The sequence below is a fragment of the Arthrobacter sp. GQ119 genome, assembly GCF_059759125.1.
In genome coordinates this window covers 1-20,259 of record NZ_JCAXEA010000013.1, presented here as the reverse complement: position 1 = coordinate 20,259, position 20,259 = coordinate 1, and the positions used below count along the sequence as shown (strand labels likewise).

17 protein-coding genes and 1 tRNA gene are annotated in these 20,259 nt (G+C 65.6%); 8 read left to right on the top strand and 10 right to left on the bottom strand.

Annotation, left to right across the window (positions count from 1 at the left end; genetic code table 11):
* Positions 1–2 precede the first annotated feature (2 nt).
* The 4 genes from AC6CH3_RS13065 (at position 3) to AC6CH3_RS13050 (ending at position 4,943) form a co-directional block, all read left to right on the top strand.
* Complete coding sequence (locus AC6CH3_RS13065; RefSeq protein ID WP_498132846.1) at positions 3–950, top strand: metallophosphoesterase; 948 nt, start codon at positions 3–5, stop codon at positions 948–950.
* Positions 951–1,092: 142 nt separating this feature from the next.
* Entirely contained in the window at positions 1,093–2,916 is a 1,824-nt protein-coding gene (locus AC6CH3_RS13060) for an ABC transporter ATP-binding protein (protein ID WP_498132845.1), read from the top strand.
* Positions 2,913–4,778: an ABC transporter ATP-binding protein gene (locus AC6CH3_RS13055; RefSeq protein WP_498132844.1), complete on the top strand. Its 1,866-nt coding sequence runs from the start codon at positions 2,913–2,915 to the stop codon at positions 4,776–4,778. Before AC6CH3_RS13060 ends, AC6CH3_RS13055 begins: the two co-directional genes overlap by 4 nt.
* Before the next feature lie 88 nt (positions 4,779–4,866).
* Positions 4,867–4,943: transfer RNA gene (locus tag AC6CH3_RS13050), tRNA-Pro, on the top strand.
* 66 nt (positions 4,944–5,009) lie between these two features.
* Here the strand turns inward: AC6CH3_RS13050 and AC6CH3_RS13045 are convergent.
* Positions 5,010–5,354 carry a hypothetical protein gene (locus AC6CH3_RS13045; RefSeq protein ID WP_498132843.1) on the bottom strand — a complete coding sequence of 115 codons (345 nt, stop codon included), beginning with the start codon at positions 5,352–5,354 and terminating at the stop codon, positions 5,010–5,012.
* Between the two features lie 129 nt (positions 5,355–5,483).
* Positions 5,484–5,678, bottom strand: coding sequence for a hypothetical protein (locus AC6CH3_RS13040; protein WP_498132842.1), 195 nt, complete (start codon positions 5,676–5,678; stop codon positions 5,484–5,486).
* A gap of 129 nt (positions 5,679–5,807) precedes the next feature.
* Between AC6CH3_RS13040 and AC6CH3_RS13035 the strand changes: the two genes are divergently transcribed.
* Entirely contained in the window at positions 5,808–7,070 is a 1,263-nt protein-coding gene (locus AC6CH3_RS13035) for a helix-turn-helix domain-containing protein (protein WP_498132965.1), read from the top strand.
* On the opposite strand, the gene AC6CH3_RS13030 is transcribed toward AC6CH3_RS13035, so the two are convergent.
* Together AC6CH3_RS13030 and purD are read right to left on the bottom strand one after the other, a co-directional pair.
* Positions 7,067–8,014, bottom strand: coding sequence for a phosphoribosylaminoimidazolesuccinocarboxamide synthase (locus AC6CH3_RS13030; RefSeq protein WP_498132841.1), 948 nt, complete (start codon positions 8,012–8,014; stop codon positions 7,067–7,069). The genes AC6CH3_RS13035 and AC6CH3_RS13030 overlap by 4 nt on opposite strands.
* A gap of 2 nt (positions 8,015–8,016) precedes the next feature.
* The gene (purD, locus tag AC6CH3_RS13025; RefSeq protein WP_498132964.1) at positions 8,017–9,336 is read right to left on the bottom strand and encodes a phosphoribosylamine--glycine ligase; all 1,320 of its coding nucleotides are present in this window, start codon (positions 9,334–9,336) and stop codon (positions 8,017–8,019) included.
* 139 nt (positions 9,337–9,475) lie between these two features.
* Between purD and AC6CH3_RS13020 the strand changes: the two genes are divergently transcribed.
* From AC6CH3_RS13020 to AC6CH3_RS13010, 3 genes are all read left to right on the top strand, one after another.
* A complete protein-coding gene (locus AC6CH3_RS13020; RefSeq protein ID WP_498132840.1) occupies positions 9,476–11,059 on the top strand; it encodes a molybdopterin-dependent oxidoreductase in 1,584 nt (527 codons plus the stop codon).
* 80 nt (positions 11,060–11,139) lie between these two features.
* On the top strand, positions 11,140–12,156 hold the full coding sequence (locus AC6CH3_RS13015; RefSeq protein WP_498132839.1) for an asparaginase: 1,017 nt from the start codon (positions 11,140–11,142) through the stop codon (positions 12,154–12,156).
* A 49-nt stretch (positions 12,157–12,205) separates the two neighbouring features.
* Positions 12,206–12,583 (top strand): sterol carrier family protein, encoded by a 378-nt coding sequence (locus tag AC6CH3_RS13010; RefSeq protein ID WP_498132838.1) that lies wholly within the window; start codon positions 12,206–12,208, stop codon positions 12,581–12,583.
* A gap of 55 nt (positions 12,584–12,638) precedes the next feature.
* Here the strand turns inward: AC6CH3_RS13010 and AC6CH3_RS13005 are convergent, their stop codons facing one another.
* The 6 genes from AC6CH3_RS13005 to AC6CH3_RS12980 form a co-directional block, all read right to left on the bottom strand.
* Positions 12,639–13,286: a LysE family translocator gene (locus AC6CH3_RS13005; RefSeq protein WP_498132837.1), complete on the bottom strand. Its 648-nt coding sequence runs from the start codon at positions 13,284–13,286 to the stop codon at positions 12,639–12,641.
* A 97-nt stretch (positions 13,287–13,383) separates the two neighbouring features.
* The gene (gene dctA, locus AC6CH3_RS13000) at positions 13,384–14,880 is read right to left on the bottom strand and encodes a C4-dicarboxylate transporter DctA (protein WP_498132836.1); all 1,497 of its coding nucleotides are present in this window, start codon (positions 14,878–14,880) and stop codon (positions 13,384–13,386) included.
* A 175-nt stretch (positions 14,881–15,055) separates the two neighbouring features.
* Entirely contained in the window at positions 15,056–15,832 is a 777-nt protein-coding gene (locus tag AC6CH3_RS12995) for an SDR family oxidoreductase (RefSeq protein WP_498132835.1), read from the bottom strand.
* A gap of 69 nt (positions 15,833–15,901) precedes the next feature.
* Positions 15,902–17,392 carry an NCS1 family nucleobase:cation symporter-1 gene (locus AC6CH3_RS12990; RefSeq protein WP_498132834.1) on the bottom strand — a complete coding sequence of 497 codons (1,491 nt, stop codon included), beginning with the start codon at positions 17,390–17,392 and terminating at the stop codon, positions 15,902–15,904.
* A 181-nt stretch (positions 17,393–17,573) separates the two neighbouring features.
* On the bottom strand, positions 17,574–18,317 hold the full coding sequence (locus AC6CH3_RS12985) for an aspartate/glutamate racemase family protein (protein ID WP_498132833.1): 744 nt from the start codon (positions 18,315–18,317) through the stop codon (positions 17,574–17,576).
* Between the two features lie 34 nt (positions 18,318–18,351).
* Positions 18,352–19,920 carry an NCS1 family nucleobase:cation symporter-1 gene (locus tag AC6CH3_RS12980; protein WP_498132832.1) on the bottom strand — a complete coding sequence of 523 codons (1,569 nt, stop codon included), beginning with the start codon at positions 19,918–19,920 and terminating at the stop codon, positions 18,352–18,354.
* Positions 19,921–20,259 lie beyond the last annotated feature (339 nt).

Below are 20,259 nucleotides of genomic sequence, written 5' to 3'. Positions count from 1 at the left end.
CGTTGATTGATACAACACAGTTGGCAAGCCGCGCGCGAGGCATCGCGCGCGGCTTTGCCGTCACTGCCGCAGCCGGAACAGCCGTGGGCCTGGCCGCCACAGGCTACGGCCTCTGGGAAAAGAACCAGTTTGTGTTGCGGAACGAAACGCTGCCCATCCTGCCTGAGGGCCAGGACCCGTTCCGGATCCTCCATCTGAGCGACATCCACTTTGTTCCGGGGCAGAGGGCCAAGTGGGAATGGCTCCGGTCGCTGGCCGAGCTGAAGCCGGACCTCGTCGTTAACACGGGCGACAACCTGAGCCACCCCAAGGCCGTGGATCCGCTGCTCACTGCCTTGGAGCCGCTCATGGAGTTTCCTGGCGTCTTCGTCCCGGGCTCGAACGATTACTATGCTCCCAAGCTGAGGAACCCGGCGTCGTACCTGCGGGGGCCGTCCACGCTCAAGCGGGATACCGAGGAGCTGGACTGGCCTCGCCTCCGCTCCGGCTTTGGCATGGGCGGCTGGGTGGACCTGACCAACCGCCACCAGTCGGTTGTGCTCAGGGGCATGCGGTTCGATTTCTCGGGCGTGGACGATCCCCACCTGAAGCGTGAACGCTACGCGGGCTGGCCCAGGGGCACCAGGGGTCAGGACTCCAACGCCCACCTGCGCGTGGCGGTCATCCATGCCCCGTACCAGCGCGTGCTGGATCACTTCACGGAGGACGGCGCCGACCTCCTCCTCGCCGGCCATACCCATGGCGGCCAGCTCTGCATACCCGGCTACGGTGCCGTCATCGCCAACTGCGACATTCCGACGTGGCGGGCCAAGGGGCTGCACGACTGGCACAGCAACGGACATACGACGCCGGTCAACGTCTCGGGCGGCATCGGCACCTCGCGCTTCGCTCCCGTCAGGATCGCCTGCAAACCCGAGGCTGTCCTGCTGACGCTGACACCCCGCGCCTGAGCTGGCTCACCTGAATGAGCGCCTCGACGTCGCCTGATTTTTGACGCCGCCTGCGTTCGGCGTGCCGTGTGAACCGCGCGACCCGTAGCATAGGGTAGTTGCTACGGGACACTACATACGCACCTGAGTTCGAGAAGCGGGCATGGCAAAGCAGACTTCGTTTTTCAGATCCGTCAGCCGGCTCTATCCCCATGTGAAGCCGATCCTCCCCCGGCTGCTCATGGGGCTGCTGTGCGCACTTTTGGCCAGCGTGGTGGCCCTCACCATCCCGCAAGTGCTGCGGGTGCTGATCAATGAATCGCTCCGGCCCGGCGCCACCACGGAGGCGGTGTGGTCCTCGGCCGGCGTCATCCTCGTCCTGGGGATCGCCGAGGCCGGGCTCGTGGCGCTCCGCCGGACGTTCGTCATCAACCCGGCCACGACCGTCGAAACGCGGATGCGGGTTTCGTTGTACAGCCATCTGCAGGACCTCACCGTCTCCTTCCACGACCGGTGGGGCTCGGGGCAACTGCTCTCCCGCGCCATGACGGACCTGAACCTCCTGCGGCGCTGGATGGCCTTTGGGGCGATCATGCTGGTGGTCACCACACTGACCGTGGTCATCGGCGCCGCCGTCATGTTCGCCATGAGCTGGCAGCTGGCGCTGATCTTCCTGGCGGCTGCGGTGCCCATCATGATTTACGGCTTCCGTTTCCGGACCCGCTTCAGCAAGGTTGCCCGCCGCAGCCAGGACCAGGCCGGCGACCTCGCCACCACAGTGGAGGAATCAGTCCACGGCATCCGGGTCCTGAAGGCCTTCGGCAGGAGCGGCGAGGCGCTGGAAACGTTCAACGGCCAGGCCGAGGAACTCCGCCAGACCGAGATCGCCAAGGCCAGGCATCAGGCAACGTTCAGCATGGTGGTCACCCTCCTGCCGGAGCTGGCCCTCGGCACCGGGCTGGTGGTGGGAATCCTCCTCGCCGCCGATGGGCAGCTCAGCATCGGCGCGCTCGTTGCCTTCTTCGCCACGGCGGCCGTCATCGCAGCACCCGTGGAGTTCTCCGGAATGCTGCTGGCCATGGCCCTGACGGCGAAGAGCGCACTGGACCGCCACTTTGACGTCATGGACGCCGAGAACACCATCACCAGCCCTGCCAATCCCGCGCGGCCCGCCGAGCTGAACGGCGCCCTGGCCTTCCACAACGTCACCTTCGCCTTCGAGGACGCCCCGGACAAACCCATTCTCAAAGACGTCAGCCTGGACATCCGCCCCGGGGAAACCATGGCGCTGGTGGGCGTCACCGGCAGCGGCAAGAGCGCCCTGCTGCAGCTTGTTCCGCGCCTCTATGACGTCACCCAGGGGTCCATCACGATCGACGGCGTGGACCTGCGCGACTTCAGCGTCGAGGAACTGCGCAGCGTGGTGGGCGTTGCTTTCGAGGACACCACGCTCTTCTCCAATTCCGTCCGGGACAACGTGCTGCTCGGTGTCAGGAAAAGCGCCGCCGGCGACGATTGCCTGGAAGCCGTCCTGGACGAAGCCCTCGACACCGCCCAGGCCCACTTCGCCTATTCCCTGCCGGACGGCGTGGACACCCTGATCGGCGACGAGGGACTGAGCCTGTCCGGCGGACAGCGGCAGCGGATTGCCCTGGCACGGGCCATCGCGGCCAAGCCCAAAGTCCTGGTGCTGGACGATCCGCTGTCCGCCCTGGACGTCAACACCGAGGAATTGGTGGAAAGCCGCCTGCGGGAGGTTCTGGCCGGCACCACGACACTGATTGTGGCGCACCGTCCCTCCACCGTCACGCTGGCCGACCGCGTGGCGCTGCTCGAGGACGGACGCATCGCCGCAGTCGGAACACATGCCGGACTGCTGGCGGCCAATCACCATTACCGGTACGTCATTGCCAGCCTGGAGACTGAGCCCCGGGACCTCGACACCGAACTGTCCGCCCTGGACGACGCCGAGGAGGCCATCCCGTGAGCACCACAGCGTTCGGCACAGCCAACGAGGACAACGCCCACCTGAGCAGGAGCGACAGCAAAGCCGTACGACGGCGGTCGCTCGCCTTACTGGCGTCGCTGATCCGGCCCGTCCGGTTGCGTTTCTGGCTCACCATCGCCACGGTGGTCCTCTCCCAGGCGGCGCGCGTCGCCGGTCCTGCGCTGATCGCCTTCGGCATCGACCACGCACTTCCGGCGCTGCGCGCGGGCGACAACATCCCGCTCGTGATGACCGGCGTCGCCTACCTCGCGGCGGCACTGGCGACCGCGGGCCTGACCGCCCTCTACGTGACATCTACGGCGAAACTCAGCCAGGCTATGCTGCTGGACCTGCGTCTCCGGGTGTTCCGGCACACGCAGCGGCTCAGCCTCGAGTTCCACGAAAAGTACACCTCTGGCCGGATCATCGCGCGGCAGACGTCGGATCTGGAGGCCCTCCGCGAACTCCTCGATTCCGGAGTCAGCTCCCTGGCATCTGGCCTGATCTTCATGGTCCTCACTGCCGTCACGGTCTTTGCCCTTGACTGGCGGAGCGGGCTGATGGTGCTCGCTGCCGGTGTCCCGATGTTCTTCCTGGCCCGCTGGTACCAGATGCACTCGCAGATCGCTTTCCGGGAATCCCGCGTGGTGTCTGCCCGGCTGATCGTGCACTTCGTGGAAACCATGACCGGAATCCGCGCCGTCAAGGCTTTCCGGAAAGAACGCGACAACGCCGCCCAGTACGGGGAACTTGCCGAGGAGTACCGTAAGGCGACCGTCCGGTCGATCAACCTGAACGGCGTCTTCCAGCCGGGGCTGGTGCTGATCGGCAATATCTGCGTGGCCGCGGTGCTGCTCTTCGGAGGCTTCCGCGTGCTCAACGGTGACCTCGCCGTGGGGGTGCTGCTGGCGCTGATGCTGTCCGCCAAGCGCTTCTTCCAGCCTGTGGACCAGATGGCCATGTTCTACAACTCCTTCCAAAGCGCGCAGGCGGCACTGGAGAAAGTGTCCGGCCTGCTCGAGGAGGTGCCCACGGTCCGCCCGCCCCGGAACGCAGTGGACCTGCGAGAGGCGCGCGGCACCCTTGAGTTCAAGGATGTGGAGTTCCGGTACGGCAGCGGCCCGCTTGTCATCCCCAGGCTCAACCTCAGCATCCCGGCGGGCCAAACGGTGGCACTCGTCGGGCAGACCGGCGCGGGCAAATCCACCCTGGCCAAGCTCATCGCCCGCTTCTACGATGTCTCCTCCGGCTCAGTCTCGCTCGACGGCGTGGACCTGCGGCAACTCAGCACCGCGGATCTGCGGCGGAACATTGTGATGGTCACGCAGGAGGCGTTTCTGTTCAGCGGCTCCGTGGCGGACAACATCGCACTCGGCCGGCCGGACGCGTCACGGGAGGAAATCGAGGCAGCGGCGAAGGCGGTGGGCGCCCACAAGTTCATCCTGGAACTTCCGGAGGGCTACGACACCGACGTCAACAAACGCGGCGGCCGCGTGTCGTCGGGCCAACGGCAGCTGATCAGCTTCGCCCGCGCCTTCCTGGCCCGGCCCGCCGTGCTGATCCTCGATGAGGCCACGTCCGCGCTGGACATCCCTTCCGAGCGCCTGGTGCAGAGCGGCCTGGCCAGGCTGCTGCGGGGTGGACACTACGGCGGTACAGAACACGACGGCGGCATGGCGCACAAAGGTGGGCGGCGGACCGCGCTCATCATCGCGCACCGGCTGTCCACCGTGGAGACCGCCGACAGGGTGCTCGTGGTCCACGACGGCCGCGTGGTGGAGGACGGAACGCCGGAGGAACTGATCGGCGGCGGAGGCCGCTTTGCCCGGCTTCATGGTGCGTGGAAGGACTCGCTGGTGTGAGATCGGTGTTTCTCGTGGCGGGCACGGCCACGATTTCGCATGTGCCCCTCCCATCCGGTATTCTTGTTGAGTTGCTTTCGCAGCGGATCGGGATGTAGCGCAGCTTGGTAGCGCGCTTCGTTCGGGACGAAGAGGTCGCAGGTTCAAATCCTGTCATCCCGACCAAAAGAAAAGAGGGTCTCCCACGGGAGGCCCTCTTTTCGCATCTGTGCCGTCAGGCGGCCGGCCGGTTCAGAGTTCCTGGTTGGTGATGTTGGGCCGTGCCTGTCCGTCTCCCAGCAGCGGGATCCGGGGGCGGTCTGCGCCACCGTCCTCCAGGTAATCGCCACGGCTCTCGTAGCTCTGGACAGTGTTCACATAGCGGTGGCGCAACCGCAGGCCGATCGCGAAAAGCACCAGCGCCTCCAGCAGCGCCGCAATGCCGATGATCCCCCAAACAAAAGATCCGGCGTCGGCCGTACCGCTCAGCACGCTGAGGACAGATGTCCCGGCAACCGCCGCCACGATGAGCGAGGTGCCGGCGATTGTCCAGAGGAAGTACGCCCGCTGCAGCCCGTTGGTCCTCTGCCGTTTCATGGTGCCTGCCTCTGTTCATGTATCCCGATGGAGCAGTTCGCTGATGCCGGCAATGTAGCGGCAAAAAGAAAATGGCTCCGGGACATGGTTCGCGCATGTCCCGGAGCCAGGTGTCCTGAGGAAGCCTTGTTACATTGGATCAGGCCAGTTGCCGATCGTCATGTAGTTCGCGCCGTCGAAGCTCATCGGATCGGGCCAGTTCCCAATGGCAACGGCTGTGCCCGCGTTGTCAGTGGTAGAACCGGCAGACAGAACGGCCGGGGCCGTGGCGGAGAATGCGAGTGCCCCTGCCAGTGCGGCAGAGGCTGCAATCTTCTTCAACATGTGAGTTCCTCAATACGAGTCGGATTCGTTACTTAGTCAGCACAGTCCTTGTTGACATACATTGTAAAATGTTTTCCACAGGGGCTGTCAACCATGGTGTACAACGCTGTCCGGAATGAGGAGGATCCCGTGGGGAACGGTTTCGGAGAGAAGCTCCGAGCAGAGCGGCTCGAGCGTGGCCTGACCCAGGCGGAACTGGGCAAGGACCTATACTCTCCAAGCTATATCTCGCTGCTGGAAACCGGTCGCCGGGAACCGACAGCGGACGTCATCGAGGAGCTTGCCCGCCGGCTTGAGCTCGCACCCAAAGCGCTTGAGGCCTGGAGCCAGCCCATCTCGGTCAGCGACGCCGAGTACGTTCTCGCCGGCCTCTACGCCCGGCAGGCCTGGGACCTGCGTGATTATGCCCTGGCCGCTGATCATGCCGCCGCGGCTGCCCGGATCGCACTTGAAGGCAGGAACACCAGCGCGTGGTGGAACATGACCTACATGCAGGCAGAGTGCCTCATGAAGCAGGGCCAGCTCAAGGAATGCCAGAAGATCATGGAGCATCTGCTGGAGCATCCCATGGCCACCGAGTCCGCGGGCCTGGGCGTGCGTGCCCGCCAGATGCTCGCCGCGCTGTGCCACGGGCAGGGGCAGCTCGCCGCCGCCGTCGAGCACGCCCAGCGGGCTGTGGAACTGTGCGCACAGCTGCCCAAGGGCTCCACGCTGATCATCGGCGCGCTCCGCGCCCTGATTGGTGCACTCGCCGAGAGCGGGCGGCTGGATGAAGCCTGGACGTACTGCCAGGACATGAACGAGCAGATGGATGAGCAGTCCATGTCCCAGCTGGCGGGCGAGGTGGCCTGGGTCATCGGGAACGTCGCGTTCATGCGCCACGACTACACCGAGGGCATCAGGCACCACGAGCGCGCCGCCAAGCTGTTGTCGCCCGCGAACGACATCGATCTTTGGGCCCGCTTCAACAAGGCCTCTGCTGCCGTCCGGCTCTCGTCCGGGATCGTGGAGCCGGAAACGCTGTCCGCCATAGAACGCGCCGAACTTGCGCTGTCCATCGTGGGCGGCAACAAGACCGACCAGCTCGAGGTGGCCTTCATCCGCGCCCGCTGGCTCTACCTCACCGGCGACATCGTGGCCGCCGTGCAGAAGCTGCGCGAGATCCACGCGGAGCGCTCCGCACTCGCCAAGCACACGGCCGGCGAGGTCTCCCTCCTGCTGGGCAAGTCGCTGAAGGCGGCCGGCGAATCAGAGGAAGCGCTGGCGCTCCTGCAGGAAGCCCAGAAGGAGTTCAGCGCCGCAGGCGCCCAGGACCGCGTGCAGCAGGCCCTGGACGCCATGCTCGAAATCAGGCTGGCGCAGCGCCGCGCCGAGGCATCCGAAGCGAGCTAGAACGTCCGGCCGGTGAGCTTTTCGTACGCCTCAACATAGCGGGCCCGGGTGCGCTCCACGACGTCCGCGGGCAGAGCAGGCGGAGGCGTGTTGGCTGCCTTGTCCCAGCCGGATTCGGCCGAGGTCAGCCAGTCACGGACATACTGTTTGTCGTATGACGGCTGGGCCTGGCCTGGCTTGTACGTCGAGGCGTCCCAGAACCGCGAGGAATCCGGGGTGAGGACCTCGTCGCCCAGCGTGATGGTGCCGTTCACCACGTCGTAGCCAAACTCCACCTTGGTGTCGGCAAGGATGATGCCGCGTTCGCGGGCAATCTCCTCGGCCCTGGTGTAGATCGCCAGGGTCAGCTCACTGAGCCGGCCCGCGATGTCGTCGCCCACCATGGACACGACGGCGTCATAGGTGATGTTTTCGTCGTGCTCCCCCACGGCGGCCTTGGCCGACGGCGTGAAAATCGCCTTCTCGAGGCGGGACCCGTCCACGAGCCCTTCGGGGAGCGGAATGCTGCACACGGTGCCGGACTCCCGGTACTCCGCCAGGCCGGAGCCGGTGAGGTAGCCGCGCGCGATGCATTCCACCGGGAACATCTCCAGCTTCTTGCAGATCATGCCGCGGCCTTCCACGGCGGCGGGCACGCCGTCCGCCACCGTTGATGCCAGCACATGGTGCTCAACGTCCAGCTGGTCGAACCACCACAGGCTCAGCTGGGTGAGGATGCGGCCCTTGTCCGGGATCTCGCTGCTGAGCACATGGTCAAAGGCGCTGATGCGGTCGCTGGCCACCACGAGCACGCAGTCCTGACCATACTGGTCATTGATCGACGGGTCCGCGGGTTCGTACAGGTCGCGGACCTTGCCGGAATAGACGTGCGTCCAGCCCGGAAGGTCCAGGGTTGAGGTGTCCAGTCCGCGCTTGGGACCGGCATTGTTCTGGGATTCAGCCACGGTCATGCCTTTGCTTTCGGGGCGGATTCGGTCTGGGCAGCGGAGCTGCCGGCCAGCTTGATTTCACCGCGGGCCGCCTTGCCGCCGATGTCCCGGCGGAACTGGGCGCCTTCCAGCTGGACCAGTTCCACGCCGTCGTACGCTTTTTCCCGGGCTTCCACGAGATCGGAGCCTAGCGCCACCACGGCGAGGACGCGGCCACCGGCGGAGACCACCTTGCCTTCGTCGTCCAGCTTGGTTCCGGCGTGGATCACGTGAACGCCGTCGAGCTCGTCGACCTTTTTGAGGCCGCGGATGCGGTCGCCCGTGCGGGGTGTGTCTGGGTAATTTTCGGAGGCCACGACGACGGCGACGGCGGTCTCCCTGGACCAGCGCAGCTCCTCTGCCTTGTCCAGTTCACCCTTGGCGGCTGCCAGGAGCAGGGAACCGAGCGGCGTCTTGAGCCGGGCCAGCACGGCCTGGGTTTCGGGATCCCCGAAGCGGACGTTGAATTCGATGACACGGGTACCGCGGGAGGTCAAGGCGAGGCCGACGAACAGGACGCCGACGAACGGCGTACCGCGGCGGGCCATCTCGGTAATGGTCGGCTGGGCCACGCGGTCGATGACTTCCTGGACCAGGCCCTCCGGTGCCCATTCGAGCGGAGTATAGGCACCCATGCCGCCGGTGTTGGGGCCTTCGTCGTTGTCGTAGATGCGCTTGAAGTCCTGCGCCGGCGAGAGTGCAACAGTATTGCGGCCGTCGCACAGGACAAACACAGAGACCTCGGGGCCGTCCAGGAACTCCTCGATCACCACTGTTCCGCCGGCGTCGAAGCAGCTCTGGGCGTGGGCCAGGGCGTCGTCGCGGTTGTTTGTGACCACCACGCCCTTGCCGGCGGCCAGGCCGTCGTCCTTCACCACATACGGGGCGCCGAAGGTGTCAAGGGCAGCTGCGGCTTCCTCCGCGTTGCCTGCCACGAGGGCCATGGCCGTGGGGACCCCGGCCTCGGCCATGATCTGTTTGGCGAAGGCTTTGGAGGCTTCCAGCTGGGCGGCAGCCTTGCTGGGCCCGAACACCGGGATGCCCGCAGCGCGGACGGCGTCGGAAACACCGGCGGCGAGCGGAGCCTCGGGTCCAACAACCACCAGGTCGACGTCGAGCCGGGTGGCGAGCGCCGCGACGGCATCCGGATCGTTCCCGTCAATGGCGTGCGTGGGGACGAGCCTGCTGATGCCGGCATTGCCCGGAGCCGCGTGGACTTCGGAGACATTGGGGTCTGCAAGCAGGGAACGGACAATGGCGTGTTCGCGGCCACCGGGGCCAATGACGAGTACCTTCACAGTCTCCAAGCGTACTTCGTGGACACCCCGGGCTCCTAAGCTATGTCGCGGCCGGCTCTGCGGCACTGCGTGCCGCACCGGAACAGCATCGGAACGGCACCGGAACAATCCCGGGGGGCCGCCGCTACGAACCCAAGGCATGAAGAAGCTGATGAAGTGGCTCAAGGGCCCGACCGCCCTGGCGGCGCTGGCCGGCGTGGCGGCGGCCGCCGTCGTGCTTTCCGTTGCGGAACTGACGGGAGCGTTCTTTACGGCCAGGGCAATGCCCTTGCTCGCGTTGGGCTCCACCTTCATCGATTTCACTCCGCCATGGCTGAAGGACTTTGCGATTGCCACGTTCGGCACCAACGACAAGGCGGCACTGTTCGCGGGCATGGCCCTGACCATCTTCGTGCTCGCATGCGTGTTGGGCGTGGCGGCATATCGGAGGTGGGCGCTGGGCGTGGCCGGGGTGCTGCTGATGGGCGCGGTGATGGTGGCGAGCGTGGTGACCCGGGCAGGGGTGGCGCCGGCGGATGCCCTTCCCACCCTGCTGGGAACGCTCGCCGGGCTGGCGGTCCTGCGGCAACTGGCCTCCCGGCTGTGGCGGCTGCAGCCATTTCCCGCCGCCGACGCCCCCGCCGGCGGGGGCGCCAAGGAGCCCGGGCACACGGCGACGTCCCGGCGGGCCTTCTTCGCCGCCACCGGTGTGGCAGCGGTTGCCGCAGGCCTTGCCGCCACCGGGGGCAGGCTGCTCAGCGCGGCCCGCAGCAACATCGCCCGGGCCCGGGAAGCACTGCGGCTGCCGGTTCCGGCGCAGGCTGCCCCTGCCCTTCCGGCCGGCCTGCAGTCCGCCACCCCGGGCGTCACCCCGTGGCTGACGCCCAGCGCAGACTTCTACCGGATCGACACCGCCCTGAGCGTGCCGGAGATAAGCGTGGATGACTGGGAACTCCGCGTGCACGGCCTGGTGGAGCAGGAAATCCGGCTCACGTTCCAGGACCTGCTCGACGCCGACCTGATCGAGTCCCATGTGACCCTCACCTGTGTCTCCAACCCGGTGGGCGGCAACCTCGCCGGCAACGCCAAATGGCTCGGCCTGCCCATCCGCGACGTCCTCAACCGGGCACGCCCCAAGGACGGGGCGGACATGGTCCTCTCCACCTCGATCGACGGGTTCAGCGCTTCGACTCCGCTGGAAGTCCTGCAGGACCGCCGCGACGCCATGCTGGCCATCGGCATGAACGGCGAGCCGCTGCCGCTGGAACACGGCTACCCCGTGCGAATGGTGGTCCCCGGGCTGTACGGCTTCGTATCCGCGACCAAGTGGGTGGTGGACCTCGAAGTCACCCGCTTCGCCGACAGCAAGGCGTACTGGACGCAGCGCGGCTGGTCCGAACGCGGCCCCATCAAAACCATGTCCCGGGTGGAGGTGCCGAAGTCCTTCGCCGTGGTCAAGGCCGGGCGGGTGGCGGTCGGGGGCACGGCCTGGGCACAGACCCGCGGCATCGCCAAGGTGGAGGTCCAGATCGACGGCGGTGACTGGGCGCCGGCGGTCCTTTCCGGGGAAGCGTCGGTGGTGACATGGCGGCAATGGTCCTTCGCGTGGGATGCCACGCCGGGAGCCCACTACATCAAGGTGCGCGCCACGGACGGCACGGGCGAAGTGCAGACCGAAAAGCGCGCCGATCCCGTGCCGGACGGTGCCTCCGGGTGGCAGTCCGTCATGGTCACGGTCGAGTAGGAACGAGCGGGGCCATGACTATGAAGCACAGCCGGAATGGCTTTGAAGGGAATGCCAATCCGGCACCATAGACTGGGGCCATGCCCCTAAATCCGCATGCCACGTTCACCGTGGCGTCCGCCGTCGAACTCGCGGTCATTGAACGGAGCGGCTTCATTGAGTCCCGGCACATCGGGGCCGCAGTGGTCCTCTCCGGAGACGGCAACATCGTTACGGAACTCGGGGACATCACCACGCCGATTCTGGCCAGGTCCACGCTCAAGCCGCTGCAGGCCCTGGCGTCCATGCAGTCCGGTGTTTCCCTGCGCGGCGCCCAGGTGGCGGTCGCCTGTGCCAGCCACACCGGGTCCCTGGACCATATGGACGTCGTGGAAGGAATGCTCAAGGCAGCCGGCGTCAAGGAAGACCAGTTGCAGTGCCCGGAGGCCTGGCCGCAGGATGAGACGGCCCGCACCTGGCTCACCCGCTCCGAAAAGGGCAAGTCCCGGCTGGCCTTCAACTGCTCCGGCAAGCACGCCGCCTTCCTGTGGGCGTGCACGGAGAACGGCTGGGACACCCACAGCTACCTCGAGCCCAACCACCCCCTGCAGCAGCGCGTCCGCTCCGTCATCGAGGAATACTCGGAGGAGAAGATCGCCCACCTCGGCATCGACGGCTGCGGCGCCCCGGTGGCCGCCATTTCCCTGACGGGCCTGGCCCGGGCCTTCTCCCGGCTCGGGAAGGCGCCAAACGACAAGAACTCCAACGCCCGCGCCGCCACGATCGCCACGTCCATGCTGGACTATCCGTGGGCGGTCCAGGGCAAAGGCGAGGCCAATACCATCGTCATGGAAGAGCTGGACGTCATTGCCAAGATCGGCGCCGAGGGCGTGCTCGTCCTGGCCACGCCGCAGGGTGTCTCGGCCGCCGTAAAGGTGCTGGACGGCAACCTGCGGGCCACGTCCCTTGTGGGACTGACCCTCCTGGCCGCAGTGGGAGCGGTGGACATCCCTGGCGTGTCCAGCGTGCTGGAGAAGGTGGTTGAACCGGTCCTCGGGGGCGGACGTCCGGTGGGCAAGATCCGGCTGGGCCACGCCGTGTCGGCCCTGCTTGACTAGTCCCTGTTCCCCGCAGCATCAAAGGCCCACAGCATTAAAGGAGGCGGCGATGGCGGTTGCGCGTCGCAGAATTGACATCGAAAGCGGCAAAGCGGCACTGGCGGAGTGGCTGGAAGCCAGCCAGCCGTCGTCGGGCGCTGCGGTTCCGCGCACAGTGATCGCGACGGCGGTGCGGTACTCCCTCGAAGAGGTCACCGCCCGGGCGCCCGGCAATTCCGTGGAGGTCCGGGTTCCGCCGTTCGGCGTCACGCAGTGCGTGGAAGGCCCGCGCCACACGCGCGGCACTCCCCCGAACGTCATCGAGTGCGACGCCGCCACCTGGCTGGCCGTGGTGACCGGCACGTTAAGTTGGGCGGACGCCGTGGACGCCGGGCGCGTGGCGGCCTCCGGGCTCCGCGCGGACCTCTCCGGGCTGCTGCCGCTCTGAATCACACCTTCCCTCCAGCACGCGCGCGTGCCGGATGCCACCGGGGGGGCTTGGGCTAGTGCGGCTCCAGTGCCAGCCGGGCGCCAAAGCCGATGAGCACCGTTCCGGTGATGCGGTCGATAATCCTGATGGACCGCGCGCTGCGCAGCCACTTCGAAGCGAAGCCCGTGCCGATGATGATCAGCGTGAACCAGCCCATGGCCATGATGCCGTGCACCGCAGCAAGCAACAGCCCCATGGCCAGTGGAGACATCCCGGCGGGAATGAACTGCGGAATGGTTGCAATGTAGAACACGCCGACCTTGGGGTTGAGCAGGTTGGTGGCCGCCCCCTTGAGCCAGGAGCCCCACAGCGTGCCGTCGTGGGCCGGGGCAGAGTCTCCGGCCGAAAGGTGATCCGCTGCCCCCTTGCGGCTGATCGTCTTCCGGATCAGCGATGCTCCCAGCCAGGCCATGTATGCGGCCCCAGCAAGTGTTAATGCGCGGTAGGCGATATCGGATGCGGCCAGCAGTGCCGAGGCGCCGACGGCGGCAGCGGCTCCCCATGCGAGTGCACCGCTGCAGACTCCCGCTGCCGTGGCGAAGGCGGCGGCCCTGCGGCGCGTGAGGCCTGCGCGCAACACAATCGAGGTGTCGATGCCCGGGACGAGGGTCAGGAGACCTGCCACAACAGCAAAGGACAGCACGGCCTGGGGAAAGGTCATGGCGCCAGTGTATGGGCCATGCCGCCGGCGCGGGAAAAGCGCAGACCCCGCCCCGGGGTTTCCGGAACGGGGTCTGGCTGCGGTCAGCGCGCTGCCGCTATTCGTGGTGGATGGCCGCCGAGCTTCCCGTGGAGGATGCAGCCCTGGTCATCTGGAACTCGGGGATGTCCTCCGGATTCGGGCCCCCGCGGAACTTGGGTGACGGCTGGCCGCCTTCGCTGATCCGCTCAAGCTCCTGGTCCTCGAAGTCATCCTCGACGCCGAGCATGATGGCGGAGTCGTGGTTCGTGATCTCGCCCTGGAACGCGCGGACCATGACACTGCGGTCGAACTGGCCCTCCCATTTGGAGACAACGAACGTGGCCACGCAGTTGCCGAGGAGGTTGACCACAACGCGCATGGAGTCCATCAGCCGGTCCGCGCCCAGCAGAAGGGCGACGCCGGCCACCGGGAAGATTCCCAGCGCCGCCGCGGTGGCGGAGAGTGCCAGGAAGGAGGACCCGGGAACGCCCGCCATGCCCTTGGAGGTCAGCAGCAGGACGCCGAGGGCCGCCAGCTGCTGGCCCAGGTCGAGATTGTGGCCGAAGGCCTGGGCGAGGAACAGCAGCGAAATCGAGAGGTAGATCGCGGCGCCGTCGAGGTTGAAGGAGTAGCCCGTGGGGACCACCAGACCGGTGGTGGCGCGGGAGCAGCCGGCATTCGTCAGCTTGGTCATAATGCGCGGCATGACGGCCTCCGTGGAAGCCGTGCCGAGGGCCAGCAGGAACTCCTCGCGGGTGTACTTCATGAACTGCCACAGCGGGACCCGGGCGAAACTCCAGGCTACGAGGAACAGCAGCCCGATGAAGACGATTGCCGCGCCGTAGCAGGCAGCGATGAGCATTGCGTAGGTGCTGAGAGTGCCGAGACCGTACTGGCCGATGATGAAGGCCATGGCACCGAAAGCGCCGATCGGGGCCACCTTCATGATCCAGGACATGATCTTGAAGATGAGCTCGAGGACGGTTTCCATGAGGCTGATGACCGGCATGCAGCGGTCGCGGCCGATAACCACGATCGCGGCCCCGAAGAAGACCGAGAAGAAGAGGACCTGCAGCAGGCTGTTGCTGGCGAAGGCTCCGATGACGCTCGTGGGAATGATGTCCAGGATGAAGTGGGCGGCATCCTTGGGCGCCGCGTTCCCGGTCTTGGCGTCCAGCGCCTCCTGGGACAGGGTGCTCGGATCGATGTTCAGGCCGGCTCCGGGCTGAACGATATTGCCGACGACCAGGCCGAAGACCAGGGCGAAAAGCGTAGCCGCTGTGAAGTAGAGAAGCGCCTTGACTCCTACCCTTCCGACCGCCTTGACGTCGCCTACGGCTGAAATTCCGGTGACAATCACCAGGAAAATCAGCGGCGCGATGATCATCTTGATGAGCTGGATAAATCCGTCACCCAGCGGCCTCAGCTGGGAGCCAAGGTCCGGCCAGAAATGCCCTATGAGAACACCTGCCACGACGGCGATCAGAATTTGGAAGAAGAGCGACCTGTACAGGGGCTTCTTCTTCGACGGCGCCGAACTCGCCTTCAGCGCCGAGGAATCTGGGATCTTCATTGATCTGTACCTATTCAATCGGGGACAGCCCCGGAAATCGGGGTCTGATTCCAAAGTAACCCCGCTCACACTATTCCGCAAGAGGAAAATTCAATTCCATAATGCGGAATCTATGGATGACCGAGGGCATGCGAAAAGCCGCCGCGTCACCGCGGCGGCAAAGAGTCGGTCGCTGTCAGCCGCGGCCGATGAAGGGCATGCCGGCGGCGGTGATCACCACTGAGCCCACGCTCGCAGAGGACGGCATTCCCGCCATCAGCAGCACGGCGCGCGCAGCGTCCTCCACGGGAAACATGGGTTCAACCCTGCGCGTGCCGTCGGCCTGGAGCGCGCCGGAACCGACGCCGATGGTGTCCATGATTTCGGTGGCGGTGTTGCCGATGTCGATCTGGCCGCAGGTGATGCCGAAGGCGCGGCCGTCCAGCTCAATGCTCTTGGTCAGCCCGGTCATGGCGTGCTTGGTGACCGCATAGGCCACGGTGCGGGGCCGGGGCGAGTGAGCCGAGATGGACCCGTTGTTGATGATCCGCCCGCCCTGCGGCTGCTGCGCCTTCATGGCCCGGACGGCCGCGCCGGCGCACAGCAGCGAGCCGGTGAGGTTCACCGCCACCGTGGCGTCCCAGTCATCGAGGCTGATCTCATCCACCGAGGCCGCCGGGCCAAAAATGCCGGCGTTGTTGAACAGCACATCCACCCTCCCCCACCGCCGGAGGACGGCAGCGAAAAGGCGCTCGACGTCGTCGGGCACGGTGACGTCGCACGGCACCGCCAGCGCGTCCGGGTGGCCGCCCGCCGCTTCCAGCAGCTGCGGCTCCCGCCGGCCCGCCAGTGCCACCCGGTAACCCTCGGCCAGCATCTGCCGGGCCACGGCCCTGCCGATGCCGGATCCGGCCCCGGTGACGACGGCGACCCGTCCTGGCTGTCGCTCTGCGGCCGGTGGCGTTTCGCTCATGCGGTGCTCCTGTTGTTGCTGGCGGCCTGCGTCGACGTTGACTTACCGGAAAGCGGGGACACTCCAGCCTCAACGGTCATCATCGGAGGTATGTACGACGAACGTCCGCATCGCCATCCAGTGGAAGAGACCGCCCAGGGCGGCACCCAGGATCCAAGCGAACCCGCTGAGCTGTGCGACTTGCGGCAGCCACACGGCAAGGACCGAGAATACCGCCGCCAGCGCGAAGGCTACGAGCGCACGGCGGTTCCATCCGCCGCTGAAGTAGTAAGCACCCTGGGGGGAGGTCGAGTACAGGTCATTGAGGTTGAGGCGTTGCCTCCGCACGAAGTAGTAGTCGGCAATGATGATGCCGTAGAGCGGCGCGAGTACCGCTCCGAGCGTGTCGACGAACTTTGGTAGCCCAATCGTCGAGATGACCGCTACCCAGAGCGCCCCGATAATGAATCCGGCGACCGCAGTGATCATACCCGCCGTGCGGAATGAGATCTTGGCAGGACTGATATTCGACAGCGAGTAGGAAGGGGGGATGAAGTTGGCCACGACATTGATTCCAAGGGTCGCCACCAGGAAGGTCACGGCAGCCAGCACGGTAAGGGGAACGCTGTCCACGAGACCAACGATGTCGGCCGGATTGGTCAGAGGTTCTCCTCGGCCGTCCTGATAGAGGAGGTAGGCCCCCGCCGTGATGAAAACGGAGAGAAAGGTAAACAGGGCGAGGCTGAGCGGCAGGCCTGTCAGGTTGCCAAAGCGCATGGCCCTCTCCGTACGGACGTTCCGGGCAAAGTCACCGAAGTTGATAACGACCGCGGCGAAGTAGGCAACCATGGTGCCGGTGACTCCTGCGAATGCCGAGAAAGCAGCCCAACCTGTGACATCGGCCCGGGAGAAAACACTGCCGACTGCTTGGGGCAGCTCCGCACCAACCTGTACCCAGATCGCCACCAGCAGCGCGATCATCACGACGTAAACGGCAGGTCCGGCGATGTTGAGGAAGTGGGCGATGCGTTCGATGCCGCCAAGGAAGAGCAAAACCTGCATGGCCGAGGCGAGCACATATGAAAGCCACGAGACCCAGTCCAGGCCCAGGAACTCGGCGCCTCCCGGCCTGCCGAGAAGGGCGTTCAAGGCCAGTGAAATCGCCGTCGAAGCAAAGTATGTCTGGGCCCCGTACCAGAAGATAGCGACCACGGCACGGACAATGGCCGGGAACTGAGCACCACGCACGCCCATGGATGCGCGCGCAAGCACGGGAAAGGGAAAGCCGTACTTGACGCTCGGCCGGCCGCTCAGGTCGACCAGGACCTTGATGATAAATCCCGAGAGAAGGATGGCCGCGAAGACAAACCAGCCGTTGATGCCCGCAGTAATGAAGAGACTCGCGGCCAGGGTGTATCCGGCCAGACTCTGGATGTCGTTCGACCACACATTGAAGATGGCAAACCAGCCCCAGGTCCTTTGCGACGCGGGCAGCGGGGCGAGATCCTCGTTATAGAGGGATGGATCTGCACCGGTCAGAGTCAGGTCGGCGTCCTCGAGATCGTTGTTGCGGGCAGTCATGGCAGCCTCACTCTGTGCTTTGAAGGGTACAGAAGATTACGCATCGTGGAAGATTTATTTCACAAAGAATAGAACCGGGGCCACTACGAGTCAATGGGTAGCCGGCAAGGGGTTAGGGGCGGGAGAGCCCCCGCCCGGATGGCTCCGGACGGGGGTCTGGCGTTCAGGCAGGATCCGTTACTTAACGGGCGGCGAAAATCTCTTCTCCGGTCAGCGGCCAGCCTGTAACCGTCTTGGGGCGGGGCGGGGCGTAGGTCCGGACCTTGGAAGTGGAGAGCCGCATTCGGACCAGCGATTCGGCAATGGTCACCGCTGATGCCACGCCGTCCACCACCGGGACGCCTGCGCGCTGCCGGATCTGCTCATCCAGGCCGGCCATGCCGCCGCAGCCCAGGACGATGACCTCCGCCTTGTCCTCCCGGACTGCCAGCAGCGCCTGTTCGATGATGGCTTCGACGGCGCGCTCCGGCTCTTCCTCGAGCTCCAGGACGGCCATGCCGCTGGCGCGCACCGAGGCGCAGCGCGCTTCGAGGCCGGCCAGCTTCAGCCGGTCCTCGATGAGCGGCACGGCACGGTCAAGGGTGGTGACCACCGAATATTTGTGACCGAGGAACATGGCCGTGCTGGCCGCGGCCTCAGTGATGTCGACGACCGGCACGTCCAGGAGCTCCTGCAGGCCCTCCCTGCCGTGTTCCCCGTAACCGGCCTGGATGATGGCGTCGAACGGCTCCGGATAATTGACAACCCGGTCCATCACGGCGATCGCGGCGAGGTAGCTTTCGAAGTTGCCTTCGCAGGAATCGGCGCCGAACCGCGGCGTAATCCCGATGATCTCCGTGCCGGGGGCCGCAATGCTTCGCGCCTGGGCGGCGATGGAATCGGTCATGGACTGCGTGGTGTTCACATTCGCGACAAGAATGCGCATTGGTTCTCCTTATTCCGTGCTCTCGCGCCGGGTCTTAGTGGATGCTGGCGACCGCAATGGCTTCGCCGTCGACGTCTTCCAGCCGCTGCGATCGGTCCGCGATGACGAAGTAGACCGCCGCAGCGATGCCGGCCGCAAAGAACCAGGCAAACGGGGCGGCGGCGCCCAGCGCGGGGACGAACGCTATCAGGAGTGCGACGGCGGCCGCGGGGACCATAGCGGTAATCGCCTTGGGGTTGAAGCCCCTCTTGTAGTAGTACGCTCCGGCCGGGTCTTCGGTGTAGAGCTCGGGGACGTTGACCCTGCCGCGGCGCAGCAGCCAGTAGTCGGCCATGACGACGCCGAACAGCGGGCCAAGCAGTGCCCCGAGGCCGCCCAGGAAGTAAACAATCACGAGCGGATTGTTGTAGAGGTTCCAGGGCAGGATGATGAGTCCGATCGTGCCGCTGACCCAGGCCGCCTTGCGGAAGTTCAGGTGCTTCGGGAAAAGGTTGGTCAGGGCATAGACCGGGGCCACGAAGTTGGCCATAAGGTTCACGGCGATGGTGAGGATGAGCAGCGCGAGGCAGGCCAGGACCAGGAACAGTGTGTTCGGAATGGTTTGGACGATGTCCGAGGGGCTTTCGATGACTGCCCCGTTGATCTTGAACTGGCCTCCTGCCATGACCACGACGATTGCGCCGAAGAGGAGCATGTTGATCGGGATACCCCAGAAGTTGCCACGCACTACCGCCTTCTTGGAGACGGCGGACCGGGTGAAGTCGCAGAAGTTCAGGACAAAGGTTCCGTAGATGGCCACCCACAGCGCGCCGCCTGCGAATATGGTCCGCCACATGTCCGCGCCCTCGAGGGCATTATCCGGAGCCCAGGCGACGGCGCCGCCGGCTTCCACGAAGATCCAGATCGCGATGGCCGCCATGGTCACCAGGATGATGGGGCCCGCGAAGGCCTCGTATTTGCGGATCATTTCCATGCCAAAGCTGACGATGATCAGCTGGACGATCCAGAGGGAAACGAAGGCGATCCAGCCGAGCGTGGAGAGGCCGAGGATGGAGTTGTTGTCCATCTCCTGGAGCGACGGAATCATCGCCACGAGCATCACCCGGAGCACCACCGACGCCAGGTAGGTCTGGATGCCGAACCAGGCGACCGCCACCGCGCCGCGGAGGAGGCTGGCAATCTGGGCTCCCCTGATGCCGAAGCTGATCCGGCTCATGACGGGGAACGGCACGCCGGTCTTTACCCCCATGAAGCCTGAAAAGCTGAGAAGTGCGAAGAGCAGGACCGCACCGACTCCCAAGGCCAGGAGAATCTGCCAGCCGCCGAGTCCCAGCGCAAAGAGCCCGATGGCGAAGGCGTAGTTTCCAAGGCTGTGGACGTCGTTGGCCCACAGCGTGAAGATGCTGTAGCTGGTCCACCGGCGGCCTGCCCGCTTGGTCGGCGCCAGGTCGATGTTGTAGAGGCTGGGGCTGATGGTGCGCCCGGCAGCGGCGCTTGCTGTTTCACACAGGGCTTCAACGCCCGTTGCGGGATGGACCGGCTGGCCCGACAACTCTGTCGGGGCGGGAGCCGTTTCGACGCCGACTGATGGGGTCGTCTGCATCTGGATCTCCAGTTCTAAAGGAAGGTGTCTGGGTTTTGCCTGTGAGGGGAGTTTTGCTTCCGAGGGGAGCCCGGAGCTTCCCGAGCCTATTTCCGTAATGCGGAAGCTATGTTTTGAAGAGTGGAATAACTCTATGACGTGAGTCACGTCCCGGTCAAGGGCGCTTCGCTCCGGCCGCCGGTCACAATTGGTCGGCGGCTTCATGCGGCACGGCGGCACGCCCTCCGCGCGGCGGCCGCCTTGACCATCGGCGGCGCGCGAGCATAATCTCGAATAGCAAGAATGTTTTCTCACAATACGAAAACAGAGCCCAAGCATTCAAAGATGAAACGAGGCTGC